Here is a 13,376-nt window from a genome sequence, read left to right as displayed (position 1 = left end):
GTGCGCACACTTCTGACGAACGGTTCCGTCTACTCACCCGCCGATCCGCACGCGACCGCGATCGCGTTCGACGACGGCGTGGTCACCTGGCTCGGCGACGACAGCAGCGCGGCCTCCTACGCGAACGGCGCGGACGAGGTGATCGACCTGCGCGGCAAACTCGTCACGCCCGCCTTCGTCGACGCCCACGTGCACACCGCGCAGACCGGCGCCCTCCTCACCGGCCTCGACCTCGCCGGCACGACCAGCCTGACGGAAGCGTTGGACCGACTGGCTGCCTTCGCGAAGACGCTCGGCCCGGACGAGATCATCGATGGCCAGGGCTGGGACGAGACCAGATGGCCCGAGGGCCGCCCGCCTACGAGTGAGGAACTGGACCGCGCTGCTGACGGCCGTCGCGTCTACCTCTCGCGCGTCGACGGCCACTCGGGCGTCATCTCCAGCTCCCTCGCCGCCGCGGTCGAGAGCCTCAGCGCGCAAGCCGGGTACGACGCCAGCGGCCGCGTCGAGCGGGCCGCCAACCACGCCGTACGGGATGCGCTCGGCGAACTCGTCGGACCGGATCAGCGGTTGCAGGACGCCCGCGCAGCGGTGAAGGCGATGGCCGAGCGCGGCATCGGCGCCTTCCACGAGATGGCCGCGCCGCACATCGGCCCGGTCTGGGAGCTGCCGCTGGTTCGCCAGGCCGCCGAGGACGCAGGTCTGGCCGCCACCCTGTACTGGGGTGAGCCTGGCATGTTCGACCGCATCGACGAGTTCGGCCTCGCCGGACTGGCCGGAGACCTCAACGCCGACGGCGCCCTCGGCTCACGCACCGCCGCGCTCCGCGACCCGTACGCCGACCGGGCGGCTCACCGCGGGCACGCGTACCTCACGGCGGAGCAGATCGCCGAGCACGTCGTCGCGTGTACCGAGCGAGGCGTCCAGGCGGGATTCCACTGCATCGGCGACGCCGCCCTCGACAACATCGCTCGCGGCTTCGAGCTCGCCGCCGAGAAGGTCGGCGTACAGGCTCTAGTCGCCGCGCGGCACCGGCTGGAGCACGTGGAGATGGTCGATGAGGCGGCGATAGCCACATTGGCCCGGTGCGGTGTCGTCGCGAGCGTCCAGCCGATGTTCGACCGGCTCTGGGGCGGCCCGAGCGACATGTACGCCAAGCGCGTGGGTGACCGCTGGGCGGGGATGAACCCGTTCGGCTCACTGGCTCGCGCCGGGGTTGTGCTGGCCTTCGGGTCGGACTCGCCGGTGACGGAGCTCGGTGGCTGGGAGGCCGTTCGCGCGGCCGCCTTCCACCACGAGGAGTCCCAGCGGATCACCGTGCGGGCAGCCTTCGCGGCGCACACCCGCGGTGGCTGGCGAGCCGCCGGAATCGACGACGCCGGAGTACTCGCACCCGGCACGGCAGCGACGTACGCGGTCTGGGAGAGCGACGCGGAACTCGTCGTGCAGACGCCCGACCAGCGCGTGGCGGCCTGGTCGACGGACCCGCGGGCCGGCGTCCCCGTACTGCCCGACCTGAGCGATGAGGCACCCGTGCCTGACTGTCGGCGGACCGTGGTCGGCGGCCGCATCGTGTACGACTCCGAAGGATGGTCCTCGTGACCCGTGCAGTGAAGAAGCTCGACCTCGACCCGGTCACCGTCCGCAAGGCCCGCAGCCTGGCGCGCAAGGCCGGGCGGCCGATCGTGAACATCGCCAAGCAGCACACCACTGTCTCGGTCGAACGCGCCGTACTGCGATTGGCCGGGCTCGCGGGCGCCGACACCGAGGGCATCCCCTGGGTGAACCGGCTCGCGGATACTGTGCGGGCCGACGTCGGTCTGGAGCATGGGCTGGCTCTGCCGGTATGGGACGCGCTGGTCCGCGGTGAGGCCGAGGACCTGTCGGTGCTCGCGCAGAAGGCGGCCACGGGCTCGGTGACGTTCCGCCTGCCGGAGGGGCGCGACGCGGTACGGGCTCGGGCGGCGGCTCGGAAGGCCGCGGCGGCCGGGCTCAGGAAGGTCGACGGGCGGCGGCGTGAACGCGACCGGATGATCAAGAAGCACGGCGATCCGGAGCAGCGGCCGTGGATCTACCTGATCGTTGCCACCGGCGACATCTACGAGGACATCCCGCAGGCGCAGGCGGCCGCGCGGGCGGGTGCCGACATCATCGCGGTCATCCGCTCGACAGGACAGTCGCTGCTCGACTACGTCCCCGAAGGGGCGACGCGGGAGGGCTTCGCGGGCACGTACGCGACGCAGGAGAACTTCCGGCTGATGCGAGCCGCGCTGGACGAGTCGTCCCGCGAGCTCGGCCGCTACATCCGGCTGACCAACTACGCCTCCGGGTTGTGCATGCCGGAGATCGCGACGCTGGCCGGGCTGCAGCGGCTGGACATGATGCTGAACGACTCGATGTACGGGATCCTGTTCCGCGACATCAACCCGATTCGGACCTTCGTGGACCAGCGGTTCAGCCGGCAGATCCACGCGCGCGCCGGGATCATCATCAACACCGGCGAGGACAACTACCTGACCACCGCCGACGCGGTCGAGGCCGCGCACACGGTGACGGTGTCGCAGTTGCTGAACGAGTACTTCGCCAAGGAGGCGGGACTCGAGGACTGGCAGCTCGGTCTGGGCCACGCCTTCGAGATCACCCCGGAGATCCCGGACTCGTTCCGGCTCGAACTGGCGCACGCGATGCTGGCCCGGCAGCTGTTCCCGGACGCTCCGCTGAAGTGGATGCCGCCGACGCGGCACATGACCGGCGACGTGTTCCGCGGCTATCTGCTGGACGGGTTCTTCAACCTGGTCGGGGCGATGACCGGTCAGGGCATCCTGCTGGTCGGCATGATGACCGAGGCCGTGGTGACGCCGTGGATCTCCGACCGCGATCTGGCGCTGCAGAACGTGCGCTACGTCTTGGGTGCCGCCGGCAACCTTCATGAGGACTTCCACCCGGCGCCGGACGGCTTCATCGCCAACCGGGCCCGGCAGGTGCTCGCGGAGTCGATCGACCTGCTGGACAGGATCGTCGACGACGGCCTGCTGAACGCCATCGGTGACGGCACCTTCGGCCTGATGAAGCGCCCGCAGGACGCCGGCCGCGGCCTCGACGGCGTCGCCCGCCGCTCCTCGGAGTACTACAACCCCGCGATCGAACTGCTCGAGGAACCAACGTCCGAACAACCGAGGGCTATAACCCACACTTCTTCGGACGCAACGAAGGGGAGGGGGCGGCGGTGAGCGTGATCAGGCCGTATGGGGATACCACTGGGGACGGGATGGTGCAGATGTCGTTCACGCTGCCGGTCCCGCACGACAAGCGAGCCGAGGGCGCGGCGATCCAGCTCGCGAACAAGATGGGGATGGACCCGGCGCTCGTCGTGCACGCCAAGCCGATGGGTCCGGACTTCACCTTCTTCGTCGTGTACGGACCGGTGAACCACCTGGTCGACACGAGCAAGGTGGAGGTGATCGAGCGGGACTACCCGTTGCTGTCGCCGAAGGACGCGAACCTTGCCATCCGCAAGGGACTGCGCCGCCGGCTGACCGTGGTGGGCGCCTGTATCGGGACCGACGCGCACACCGTCGGGATCGACGCGATCATGAACATCAAGGGATTCGCGGGGGAGAAGGGCCTGGAGTACTACCGGGAGCTCAAGGTGGTCAACCTCGGCGCCCAGGTCGCCGTACCGGAGCTGGTCCGGCGGGCCAAGGCGGAGAAGGCGGACGCGATCCTGGTCTCGCAGGTGGTCACCCAGCGGGAGGCGCACGTGCTGAACACCAAGGAGATGTCCGCTGCGTTCCGCGAGGCGTACTCCGAGGACACCAGGCCGGTACTGGTTGCCGGTGGCCCCCGTTTCACCGAGGCGATGGCCGGCGAGCTCGGGGTGGACCGGGTGTTCGGCCGCGGTACCACGCCCGGTGAGGTGGCCAGCTATCTGGTCGATGCCCTCGTCACCCGTCGCAAGCACACCCCGAGCCGGAGAACCGCATGACCATGTCCATGACCAAGGCAACGATCGGCCTGACCGTGACGCACCGCCGCTACGTGCCGTACAGCCACGCGCACTACGCGGGCAACCTGGTCGACGGGGCGTACGTGCTCGGCCTGTTCGGCGACGTCGCGACCGAGGTGTGCATCCAGGCCGATGGAGATGAAGGTCTTTTCGCCTCCTACTCCGACGTGCAGTTCCTGCAGCCGTTGCGGGCGGGCGACGTGGTGGAGACGAAGGCAACGATCACCCGCGTGGGCAACCGCAGCCGCGAGCTCGAGTTCGTCGCGACCGTCGTCTGCCGGGGCCGGACGGACCTGTCGGAGTCCGCGGCCGAGGTGCTGGCCGAGCCGCTGGAGATCACCCGGGCCACCGGCACCGTCGTCGTACCAGCTGGATGACGATTCGCTGTCAGTGACCTTTAGTTGCCCTGGGTAATGATCACACGGAGTGCCGAGACGGCTCTGTAACGCGACTCCGGTCACTGAGCGGCGTTGAGCCTGGTAGGCCAGGCAAAAGTGTTACAACGGCTTGAAGGAGCCCTCGGAGAGGTTGACACCACGCCTGCGAACGAGCATCGTTTTGGGAGTCGTCATATCCCGTTTCTCCAACGGATACAAGAAGTTCGGCCACCGGATGATCCCGCGACGCTGACCAAGCCAGTGCCAGGCTTGAGTCGACGGGGGCTGAGATCGCTGGTGGTAAGCCCCCCGCGGGGCAGAGGTGGAAGAGGCTCGGCGCCCAGTAGACAACAGCTGACGGGCTCGCAACCAGCGGGTCCCCGGTTGGTCCGAAGGAGCGCCGAGCCTCTTTCCTTGCCCTCCCACGCCGCACCTGACCGCCCGGCCCCAGCCGGAGCCCCCGCTACGCTTATGCGGGCCGTTCGGTCTCGTATCGCCTGTCGTGCACCTCACGGCTACTGACCGGATACATCCAGGCCTGTCGTACGTTGTACCGTCGTGCGACCGGTGTGCGCCGGGACGGTGAGGCGAAGGGGTACCTGCGTGGAGCAGCTCAAGGCGTTGGGGCGGATCCTGCCGAGGCTGATCGTGGCCGTCGGCGCCGGTGCTCTGCTCGGCCTGGCCTTCGAGCCCCACGACCACCCCTGGCTCGCCTTCCTCGCCGTACCGCTGCTGCTCGCCGCGCTGAACGGCGTCTCGATGAAGGCCGGCTTCCTGATCGGTTCCGGCTTCGGCATCACGTACTACGCGGTGCTGGTCCCGTGGCTGAGCATCATCGGCGGGGACGCGGCGATCGCGCTGGCGATCCTGGAGGGCCTCTTCTACGGCGTGTTCGGGATGTTCGCGAGCCAGACGCTGAAGCACAAGCTTTGGATCCTCTGGGTGCCCTGCCTGTGGGTGGCCACGGAGTTCGCCACCGCCTCGGTGCCGTTCGGGGGATTCCCGTGGGGCCGGCTCGCCTGGGCCTTCGCCGACTCGCCGCTCGGCAAGCTCGCCTCGCTGGTCGGCATCCCCGGCCTCAGCTTCGCCGTCGCCCTCATCGCCGTTCTCCTCTACGCCGTGCTGCGACGCAAGAGCGGGCTCGGCCTGCGGGTCGTCGCGCTGGCCGCCGGGATCGCGATCATCGGCGGTAGTTCGCTGATCTCGCTGTCCACCGAGGGCAACGGCAAGGACGTCACCGCGGCGATGGTGCAGGGCAACGTCCCGGGCAAGGGACTGGAGTTCCTCGGCCGCGCCCGCACGGTCACCCGCAACCACCTGACCGCGACGCTCGACCTGCAGAAGCAGGTGGAGGCCGGCACCCAGTTGCAGCCCGACGTCGTGATCTGGCCGGAGAACTCGACCGACATCGACCCGTACAAGGACGCCGAGACGCGGCAGGACATCGAGGAGGCCGTCAAGGCGGTCAAGGTGCCGATCCTGGTCGGCGCGGTGCTCGAGGGCCCCGGGCCGAACGAGCGCCAGACCACCGGCATCGTCTGGGATCCGGCCAAGGGTCCGGGCCAGGTCTACGCCAAGCGGCACCCGGTGCCCTTCGGCGAGTACATCCCGTTCCGCGACCAGTTGCTGCCCTACATCAAGCGGCTGGAGATGGTTGGCCGCCAGACGGCGCCCGGCAAGACCCCCGGCGTCCTGCCGATCAACGGCGTCACCTACGGCGACGTGATCTGCTTCGAGGTCGCGTACGACGGCGTGGTGGCGGACGTGATGAAGGGCGGCGCCCAGGTCCTGGTGGTGCAGACGAACAACGCGACGTACGGCGGCACCGGTCAGCCGGAGCAGCAGTTCGCGATCACCCGGATGCGCGCGATCGAGACCGGCCGGACCGTGCTGATCGCCTCGACCAGCGGCATCTCCGGCGTGATCCAGCCGGACGGCAAGGTGGAGCACAAGTCGTCGGAGTTCGTCCCCGACGTGTATGTCGCCCAGGTCCCGGTCCGCGATGCCAATACGCTGGCCACCACACTCGGCGGCTGGCCGCAGTGGATCTTGACCGGCCTGGGGATCATGGGGGCAGTGCTGGCGTTGTTCGCGCGACGCAAGCGCCGCGACGGCCCGGAGACCCCGCCGGCGTCGACACCCAGCCGCGAAAAGGTTCCGGCCTGACTTTCCCTGGCCGGGACACCGGACACCGGACCCCGGTGCCAGGATTGGCGCCGGAGCTAGGAGAGCCAGCAACGTGAGTACGCCCGAGGGATCCGCCGAACACAGCTTCGGCGAGCTGGGCCGGATCCTGGTCATCATCCCGACGTACAACGAGGCCGAGAACATCGAGCCGATCGTGGCGCGGGTTCGCGACGCGGTGCCCGAGGCGCACGTGCTGATCGCGGACGACAACTCGCCCGACGGCACCGGCGACCTGGCCGACAAACTGGCCGCGAACGACGACAACGTGCAGGTGCTGCACCGGCTCGGCAAGGAGGGCCTGGGCGCCGCCTACATCGCCGGCTTCCGCTGGGGCCTCGACAACGGGTACGGCGTACTCGTGGAGCACGACGCCGACGGCTCGCACCAGCCCGAGCAACTTCCCCGGCTGCTGGACGCGCTCCGCGATGCCGACCTGGTGCTCGGCTCGCGCTACGTGAAGGGCGGCGAGGTGCAGAACTGGCCGAGGTCGCGGGAGATCCTCAGCCGCGGCGGCAACATCTACACCCGCCTCGCGCTGGGCATCCCGCTGCAGGACGCCACCGGCGGGTACCGCGCGTTCCGGCGCGAGACCCTGGAAGGCATCGGGCTGGACGAGGTCGCCTCGGCCGGGTACTGCTTCCAGGTCGATCTCGCCTGGCGGGCGATCAAGGCCGGCTTCAAGGTGGTCGAAGTACCGATCACGTTCGTCGAGCGGGAGCGCGGTCAGTCGAAGATGTCGCAGTCGATCGTGATCGAAGCCATGGCGCGGGTCGGCCGCTGGGGCCTCGCGTACCGGGCCGGACAGGTCCGTGGCCTGTTCACCGGCAAGACTGCTGCCAACAAGGGAGGCTGAGATGCCCTGGTTCGTCGCGGTCCTACTGCTGGTCGTCCCGATCGTCGAGATCTACGTGATCATCCAGATCGGTCAGGTGATCGGCGGCTGGCCGACAGTCGGCTTGCTGCTGATCGAGAGCGCGCTCGGCGCCTGGCTGATCAAGCGCGAGGGCCGGCGGGCCTGGAACGCGCTCCGTACGTCGACGCAGACCGGGCGGATGCCGGGCAAGGAACTCGCCGACGCGGCGCTGATCCTGGTGGGCGGCACGCTGCTGCTGACGCCCGGGTTCGTCACCGACATCTTCGGGTTCTTCTTCGTGCTGCCGTTCACCCGGCCGCTGGCGCGCAAGGTGCTTTCCGCGTTCCTCGGCCGGCGGATCGTCAGCCAGCTCGGCGGCAACCCGATCACCGGCTTCATGCCGGGCACCTACCGCCCGCCGACGGCCGAGCAGGCCGAGAACGCCCGGCGGACGAACGACGACATCATCCAGGGCGAGGTCATCGACCCCGACGACCGCCCCAAGGACCAGCCGAAGGACCAACCCAAGCCGTAGCGCCGGCCGCTACTACCCGGACATGTTGAACGGGCCGTCACCGCTGGTGCGGTGACGGCCCGTTCGGGGTCTTGATCAGGCGCTGCGCTTGCCGGTCGAGCGGGTGCGGTGCAGGTGCGCCGGTCCGATCTCACCGGACCTCAGCAACTGGACTCGCTCCGCCAGCAACTCCTCCAACTCGGAGATGCTGCGACGCTCACGCAGCATGTCCCAGTGCGTGCGAGCCGGCTTCTCCTGCTTCGGCTCCGGCTTCTCACCGGTCGAACGGGCGGCCTCGCTGCCGCAGTGAGGGCATTCCCAGACCGCGGGCACCTCGGCGTCGTGCGCCATGGTGACCTCGACCACATGGCCGCGCGGGCAGTCGTAAGTGATCATCTGGCGCGGCGCGAACTCCACGCCGCGGTCATCCTCGAAGCTGACCCCACCCAGCCCCGAACCACGCAGAACGCGATTAGACATGTCAAACCTCCGAGATTAGTCATCCGTGCCAACGGTCGGCCGACCCGGATCATTCCCATTTTGGCATGCCCGAGCTCAAGGTACGCACCTGACAGCACCGTCGTCACCCGCTGTCATCAGGTGTTCACAAATCACTGTGTGTCGCAAACCACAGCGAAAGCGGTAGCCCGACTTCACAGCCAGTTGCCAGGAAGCCGGGACCCATTCCTCAGCAAAGGTCCCTAGCGTCTGCGGTCATGGTCCTCCCGCGCCACAGACTCCGTGGTCTCAGCTTGCTCAATGTGGCCCTGGTGGCCGTCTTGCTAGCTATTGCAACGACCGCCTACCTCCTTTTCTTCCGCACCGATTCGCAGGCCGCCGGTACGACGCGCCCGACCGTCGCGGTGGCTCGTGGGGAGGTGACCGCGAGCGTGAGTTCGAGCGGCACGCTGCAGAGTTCGCAGACCGCGTCCCCGCAGTTCGCGACCTCCGGCACCGTGACGGCGGTGCTGGTGAAGGTGGGCCAGGTCGTCGCCAAGGGCGCGGCGATCGCGAGGATCGACCCGGCCGCGGCGGAACGCGAAGTACGGATCGCCGAGCAGAACCAGATCGCGGCGGCGAACTCGGTCACGGCCGCCGATGAGACGCTCGACGACGCGGAGGAAGCGGCTGACGAGGCCGAGGCGGCCGCAGCCAGCCCCACACCGACGCCCTCCACAGGCCAACAGCCCCAGACACAGACACAGTCCCAAGGCCAGAGCCCCGAGGTCGCGGTGACGAACGCCAAGGCGAGCCTGGCCCGGGCGAAGGCGGACAAGGAGCAGGCCGACCAGAACCTCGAGGCCGCCCAGGCCGACGTCGCGGCGACCACCTTGAAGGCGCCCATCGCGGGGACGATCACCGCGATCAACGGCTCGGTCGGCTCCGTCACCGGCAGCGGTTCCAGCAGCGCGAGCACGACGTCCGGCTCGAGCGGCCAAGGCACCGGTACTGCGGGCGGTGGCTCGACTGGTTCGACCGGCTCGACGAGCACCGCCTCCAGCAGCGGTTTCGTCGACATCGCCGATCTCAAGACCCTGCAGGTGGTCGCGTCGTTCCCCGAGGCCGATGCGGTCAAGATCAAGGCCAAGCAGACAGCGACCGTCACCCTCAACGCCGAGCCGGGCACCAACCTCACCGCGACCCTCACCTCGGTGTCGCCGATTCCGACCACCACGAACGGTGTGGTCGCCTACTCGGCGACCTTCACCCTCGCGAAGGTCCCGGCCAACGCACGGATCGGGCAGACCGCCAACGTCGCGGTACAGACGGCGAAGGCGGCGAACGCGCTGTACGTGCCGAGCACCGCGATCGTGACGAGTGGGACCACCCACACCGTGACGATGGCCGACGGCGGCGGCACCCGCGAGGTCGAGATCGGAGTACGGGGCGACAGTTTCACCCAGATCACCTCGGGACTGAACGAAGGCGACCGGATCGAACTGCTCCAAGGCGTTATCGGCGCCGCGGGTGGAACGGGAGCAGGCACAGGCCAGGGGAGGGCCGGACAGTTCCAGCCCGGCCAGTTCCCGGGCGCCGGCACGGGTGCAGGGACGGGTGCGGGGGCCAACCGTGGCCGCTGACGCCCTGATCGAGATCCGGGATGTCACCAAGACGTACGGCGCGGGGGAGACCGCAGTACACGCCCTTCGTGGGGTGTCGCTGCGAGTGGACGCCGGCGAGTACGTCGCAGTGATGGGGTCGTCCGGCTCCGGCAAGTCGACCCTGATGAACATCCTCGGCTGTCTCGACGTGCCGAGCCGGGGTGAGTACTGGCTGGACGGCACCGACGTGGCCCGGCTGACGGAGGACCAGCAGGCGCTCGTCCGCGGCCGCAAGATCGGCTTCATCTTCCAGTCTTTCAACCTGATCCCGCGGACCAGCGCCCTGGCCAACGTCGAACTGCCGCTCACCTACGCGCACCTGCGCCGGTCCGACCGGCGCAGGCGGGCTCGTCGCGCGCTGGAACTGGTCGGGCTGGCGGATCGTGCGGACCATCGGCCGAACCAGTTGTCGGGCGGTCAGCAGCAGCGGGTGGCGATCGCCCGTGCGCTCGCCACCGGTCCGCGGATCCTGCTCGCGGACGAACCGACCGGCAACCTGGACGCGCACTCGACCGACGAGGTGCTCGGCATGTTCGACGAGTTGAACGCCGAAGGCCGCACGGTCGTGGTGATCACCCACGAGACCGAGGTGGCCCGGCGGGCCCGCCGGCTGATCCAGGTCTCCGACGGCCGGATCGTCGCCGACGAGGTGACCGGCTGATGTCACCCCGCGACCTGTTCGGGGCCGCCCTGCGCGGTCTCGGCGCCAACAAGCTGCGCTCGCTGCTCACCGTGCTCGGCGTCGCCATCGGGGTCGGCGCGGTCATCGTGCTCGTTGCTGTTGGCAACGGCTCGGGCAAGGCCGTGCAGGCCCGGCTGGAGGCGATGGGCACCAACCTGCTGACGGTCTCGACCACCGGCGGCGGTGGCGGCTTCGCCCGCGGCCAGGCAGGCCCGTCGGCGCAGCAGTACAGCCTGACGATGGCCGACGCCTCCGCCCTGGCCGACGACCGTCTAGCGCCCGACGTGGCCTCGGTCGCGCCGGTGATGACGAGTTCCGGTACGGCGACCAACGGCGACACCAGCTACACCATCAGCCAGGTGATCGGCACGACGCCGGAGTACATGCCCGCGACGAACACGCCGGTCGGCACCGGGCGTTCGTTCACCCAGCAGGACGTGGACACCTCGCAGCGAGTGGTCCTGCTCGGGCAGACCGCGGCCACCGAGCTGTTCGGGCGACCGGCGAGCGCGGTCGGCCAGACGATCAAGCTCGGCGCGGTCGACTTCGCAGTACTGGGGGTGCTCGCGAGCAAGGACAGCACCGGGTTCTCTGATCCGAACGCGACCGCGATCGTGCCGATCAGCACGCTCCGGGCGACCCAGGCCGGGTACGGCGCGCTGAACCAGATCGTGGTGCAGGCGGCCGACAAGGACAAGGTGGCCACCGCCCAGGCCGAGGTGACCCAACTCCTCGCCGCCAGGCACCAGGTGCCCGCCACCCAGACCTCGCCGTACCGGATCACGAACTCCGCGCAGATCCTGCAGACCAGCCAGGACACCGCCGCGACGTTCACCGCGCTGCTGGCGACCGTGGCCGCGATCAGCCTGATCGTCGGCGGCATCGGCGTCACCAACATCATGCTGGTCACCGTCACCGAGCGGACCCGGGAGATCGGCATCCGCAAGGCGCTGGGGGCCCGCCGTCGCGCGATCCTCGGCCAGTTCCTGATCGAGGCGACGCTGCTGAGCCTGCTCGGCGGCGCGGTCGGGGTCGCCGCGGCCTTGATCGTCAGCCGGTTCCAGCTGGCCGGCGTCCAGCCCGTCCTCGTCCCGTCGTCAATCGCGCTGGCCTTCGGCGTGTCCGCTGCGGTCGGGCTGTTCTTCGGCAGCATGCCCGCCCACCGCGCCGCCGGACTCCGTCCGATCGACGCCCTCCGCCACGAGTAAGACCCTTCCCAGAGAGGTTCCAGGCATGACCACGCCGCACCACGAGAACGCCGACCGGCAGACGCCCGACGAGTTCGCCCAGCTCGGCAACGACGAAGAGCTGGACACGGCACTGAAGCCGAAGAAGACCCTGAACTTGCCCGCGGCAACCGCCGTACTGGCCGGCATCGTCGTACTGGCCGTCGGCCTGGCCGGAGGCGCCGGCCTGCACGCAGCCTTCGCCTCGGACGGTACGACGACCACCCCGCAGGCGGGACGCGGCGCCGGCGGGTACGGCGGTTTCCGTGGCCAGGGGCAAGGGCAAGGTCAAGGACAGGGCCAGGGTCAGCCGGGTGGTGGGCAGGGGAGTGCCGCGATCGGCACGGTCGTCTCGGCGAACCAGTCGCAGCTCGTCGTGAAGACCCAGAACGGCGACGTCACGGTGAAGCTGACCGGCGACACCTCGATCGAGATCACCGACAAGGGCACCGCCGCCGACCTGAAGACGGGCCAGCAGGTGATCGTCAGCGGCGAGACCACCGACGGCTCCCTCACCGCCCGCACCGTCCGCCAAGGCAACCTCCCCACCGCCGGCTTCAACCGCAACCCCAGCACCACCCCATCCACCCGCTGACCACCCACCCTCAACCCCAACCGCCCGCAACCCCAACCGCCCACGCCACCCGCCTACCCACCTGGCCCCCGGGCCAACGGGCCAACGGGCCAACGGGCCAACGGGCCAACGGGCCAACGGGCCAACGGCACCACACCGCCACGCCCACCTGCCGACCACCCACGCCGTTCGGGGGTTAACCCCTCCGGTTGGGGTTGCCCCCCTGGACTGCAGGTGGGCGAACCCACAACCGAAGGGTTAGCCCCTCATGCGGCGCGGGTGCGTGGGCCTCGGCCACCCGGAGCGGCGTCGCTCCACCACGTCCCAGCCCGGTCCCTGTGCCCCCGCTACCTCCGCGCCCCCCCCGCTGACCCACCCCCACCTCCACGCCTTTCGGGGGTTAACCCCTCCGGTTGGGGTTACCCCCCTGGAATACAGGTGGGCGAACCCACAACCGAAGGGTTAGCCCCTCATGCGGCGCGGGTGCGTGGGCCTCGGCTACTCGAAGTGGCGTCGCTCCACCACGTCCCAGCCCGGTCCCTGTGCCCCCGCCACCACCTCCGCGCCCGCCCACCTCGCTGCCCCGTGAACCCAACCCACTCCACCGACTAGCCCGCTCACATGCCCACCACCCACGCCGTTCAGGGGTTAACCCTTCCGGTTGGGGTTACCCCCCTGGACTGCAGGTGGGCGAACCCACAACCGAAGGGTTAACCCCAAAGCCGGTTAGTTAGGCGGGTTGGGGTGCTGTCAAGGGCGTGTTGAACATGGAGCAGCGGAGCTCCGCGGGTAGACAGGTTTGTCCTCGCGAGACAACCAGCTACCAGAGGGGCTCCGCTGTCTGATCAGTCTGTC

The 13,376-nt window shown here is 69.4% G+C and carries 12 protein-coding genes; 11 read left to right on the top strand and 1 reads right to left on the bottom strand.

Annotation, left to right across the window (positions count from 1 at the left end; translation table 11 throughout):
- From ACFPJ1_RS11110 to ACFPJ1_RS11080, 7 genes are all read left to right on the top strand, one after another.
- Complete coding sequence (locus ACFPJ1_RS11110) at positions 1 to 1,602, top strand: amidohydrolase (protein ID WP_380103448.1); 1,602 nt, start codon at positions 1 to 3, stop codon at positions 1,600 to 1,602.
- Complete coding sequence (gene kamD / locus ACFPJ1_RS11105; protein WP_380103447.1) at positions 1,599 to 3,230, top strand: lysine 5,6-aminomutase subunit alpha; 1,632 nt, start codon at positions 1,599 to 1,601, stop codon at positions 3,228 to 3,230. The genes ACFPJ1_RS11110 and kamD overlap by 4 nt, the downstream gene beginning before the upstream one ends.
- Positions 3,227 to 3,985, top strand: a complete 759-nt coding sequence (kamE, locus tag ACFPJ1_RS11100; protein WP_380103446.1) for a lysine 5,6-aminomutase subunit beta — start codon at positions 3,227 to 3,229, stop codon at positions 3,983 to 3,985. The genes kamD and kamE overlap by 4 nt, the downstream gene beginning before the upstream one ends.
- Positions 3,982 to 4,383, top strand: a complete 402-nt coding sequence (gene kal, locus ACFPJ1_RS11095) for a 3-aminobutyryl-CoA ammonia lyase (RefSeq protein WP_241998938.1) — start codon at positions 3,982 to 3,984, stop codon at positions 4,381 to 4,383. Before kamE ends, kal begins: the two co-directional genes overlap by 4 nt.
- A 603-nt stretch (positions 4,384 to 4,986) precedes the next feature.
- Positions 4,987 to 6,549 carry an apolipoprotein N-acyltransferase gene (lnt, locus tag ACFPJ1_RS11090; protein WP_380103445.1) on the top strand — a complete coding sequence of 521 codons (1,563 nt, stop codon included), beginning with the start codon at positions 4,987 to 4,989 and terminating at the stop codon, positions 6,547 to 6,549.
- 73 nt (positions 6,550 to 6,622) lie between these two features.
- Positions 6,623 to 7,423 (top strand): polyprenol monophosphomannose synthase, encoded by an 801-nt coding sequence (locus tag ACFPJ1_RS11085; RefSeq protein ID WP_380103444.1) that lies wholly within the window; start codon positions 6,623 to 6,625, stop codon positions 7,421 to 7,423.
- A gap of 1 nt (position 7,424) precedes the next feature.
- Positions 7,425 to 7,958 (top strand): FxsA family protein, encoded by a 534-nt coding sequence (locus tag ACFPJ1_RS11080; protein ID WP_380103443.1) that lies wholly within the window; start codon positions 7,425 to 7,427, stop codon positions 7,956 to 7,958.
- Positions 7,959 to 8,033: 75 nt separating this feature from the next.
- Here ACFPJ1_RS11080 and ACFPJ1_RS11075 read toward each other — a convergent pair whose 3' ends face one another.
- Positions 8,034 to 8,417, bottom strand: coding sequence for an RNA polymerase-binding protein RbpA (locus ACFPJ1_RS11075; protein ID WP_132192104.1), 384 nt, complete (start codon positions 8,415 to 8,417; stop codon positions 8,034 to 8,036).
- A gap of 290 nt (positions 8,418 to 8,707) precedes the next feature.
- Here ACFPJ1_RS11075 and ACFPJ1_RS11070 point away from each other — a divergent pair, with 290 nt between their 5' ends.
- Genes ACFPJ1_RS11070 through ACFPJ1_RS11055 form a run of 4 tightly spaced genes read left to right on the top strand, consistent with a single transcriptional unit; the run spans position 8,708 to position 12,542 of the window.
- Entirely contained in the window at positions 8,708 to 10,018 is a 1,311-nt protein-coding gene (locus tag ACFPJ1_RS11070) for an efflux RND transporter periplasmic adaptor subunit (protein ID WP_380103442.1), read from the top strand.
- Complete coding sequence (locus ACFPJ1_RS11065) at positions 10,008 to 10,700, top strand: ABC transporter ATP-binding protein (RefSeq protein WP_380103441.1); 693 nt, start codon at positions 10,008 to 10,010, stop codon at positions 10,698 to 10,700. The genes ACFPJ1_RS11070 and ACFPJ1_RS11065 overlap by 11 nt, the downstream gene beginning before the upstream one ends.
- The gene (locus ACFPJ1_RS11060; protein WP_380103440.1) at positions 10,700 to 11,929 is read left to right on the top strand and encodes an ABC transporter permease; all 1,230 of its coding nucleotides are present in this window, start codon (positions 10,700 to 10,702) and stop codon (positions 11,927 to 11,929) included. The genes ACFPJ1_RS11065 and ACFPJ1_RS11060 overlap by 1 nt, the downstream gene beginning before the upstream one ends.
- 25 nt (positions 11,930 to 11,954) lie before the next feature.
- Positions 11,955 to 12,542 carry a DUF5666 domain-containing protein gene (locus tag ACFPJ1_RS11055; RefSeq protein ID WP_380103439.1) on the top strand — a complete coding sequence of 196 codons (588 nt, stop codon included), beginning with the start codon at positions 11,955 to 11,957 and terminating at the stop codon, positions 12,540 to 12,542.
- Positions 12,543 to 13,376: the final 834 nt, after the last annotated feature.

Source organism: Kribbella qitaiheensis, assembly GCF_042657745.1.
Taxonomy (GTDB): Bacteria; Actinomycetota; Actinomycetes; order Propionibacteriales; family Kribbellaceae; genus Kribbella; species Kribbella qitaiheensis.
The sequence above is the reverse complement of the archived record's forward strand: the minus strand, read 5'-3'. Positions and strand labels throughout refer to the sequence as shown.

Excerpts from the sequence above, each read along its gene's own strand:
- kal (WP_241998938.1), top strand. The coding sequence starts at position 3,982 with ATGACCATGTCCATGACCAAGGCAACGATCGGCCTGACCGTGACGCAC.
- ACFPJ1_RS11080 (WP_380103443.1), top strand. The coding sequence starts at position 7,425 with ATGCCCTGGTTCGTCGCGGTCCTACTGCTGGTCGTCCCGATCGTCGAG.
- ACFPJ1_RS11075 (WP_132192104.1), bottom strand. The coding sequence starts at position 8,417 with ATGTCTAATCGCGTTCTGCGTGGTTCGGGGCTGGGTGGGGTCAGCTTC.
- ACFPJ1_RS11060 (WP_380103440.1), top strand. The coding sequence starts at position 10,700 with ATGTCACCCCGCGACCTGTTCGGGGCCGCCCTGCGCGGTCTCGGCGCC.
- ACFPJ1_RS11055 (WP_380103439.1), top strand. The coding sequence starts at position 11,955 with ATGACCACGCCGCACCACGAGAACGCCGACCGGCAGACGCCCGACGAG.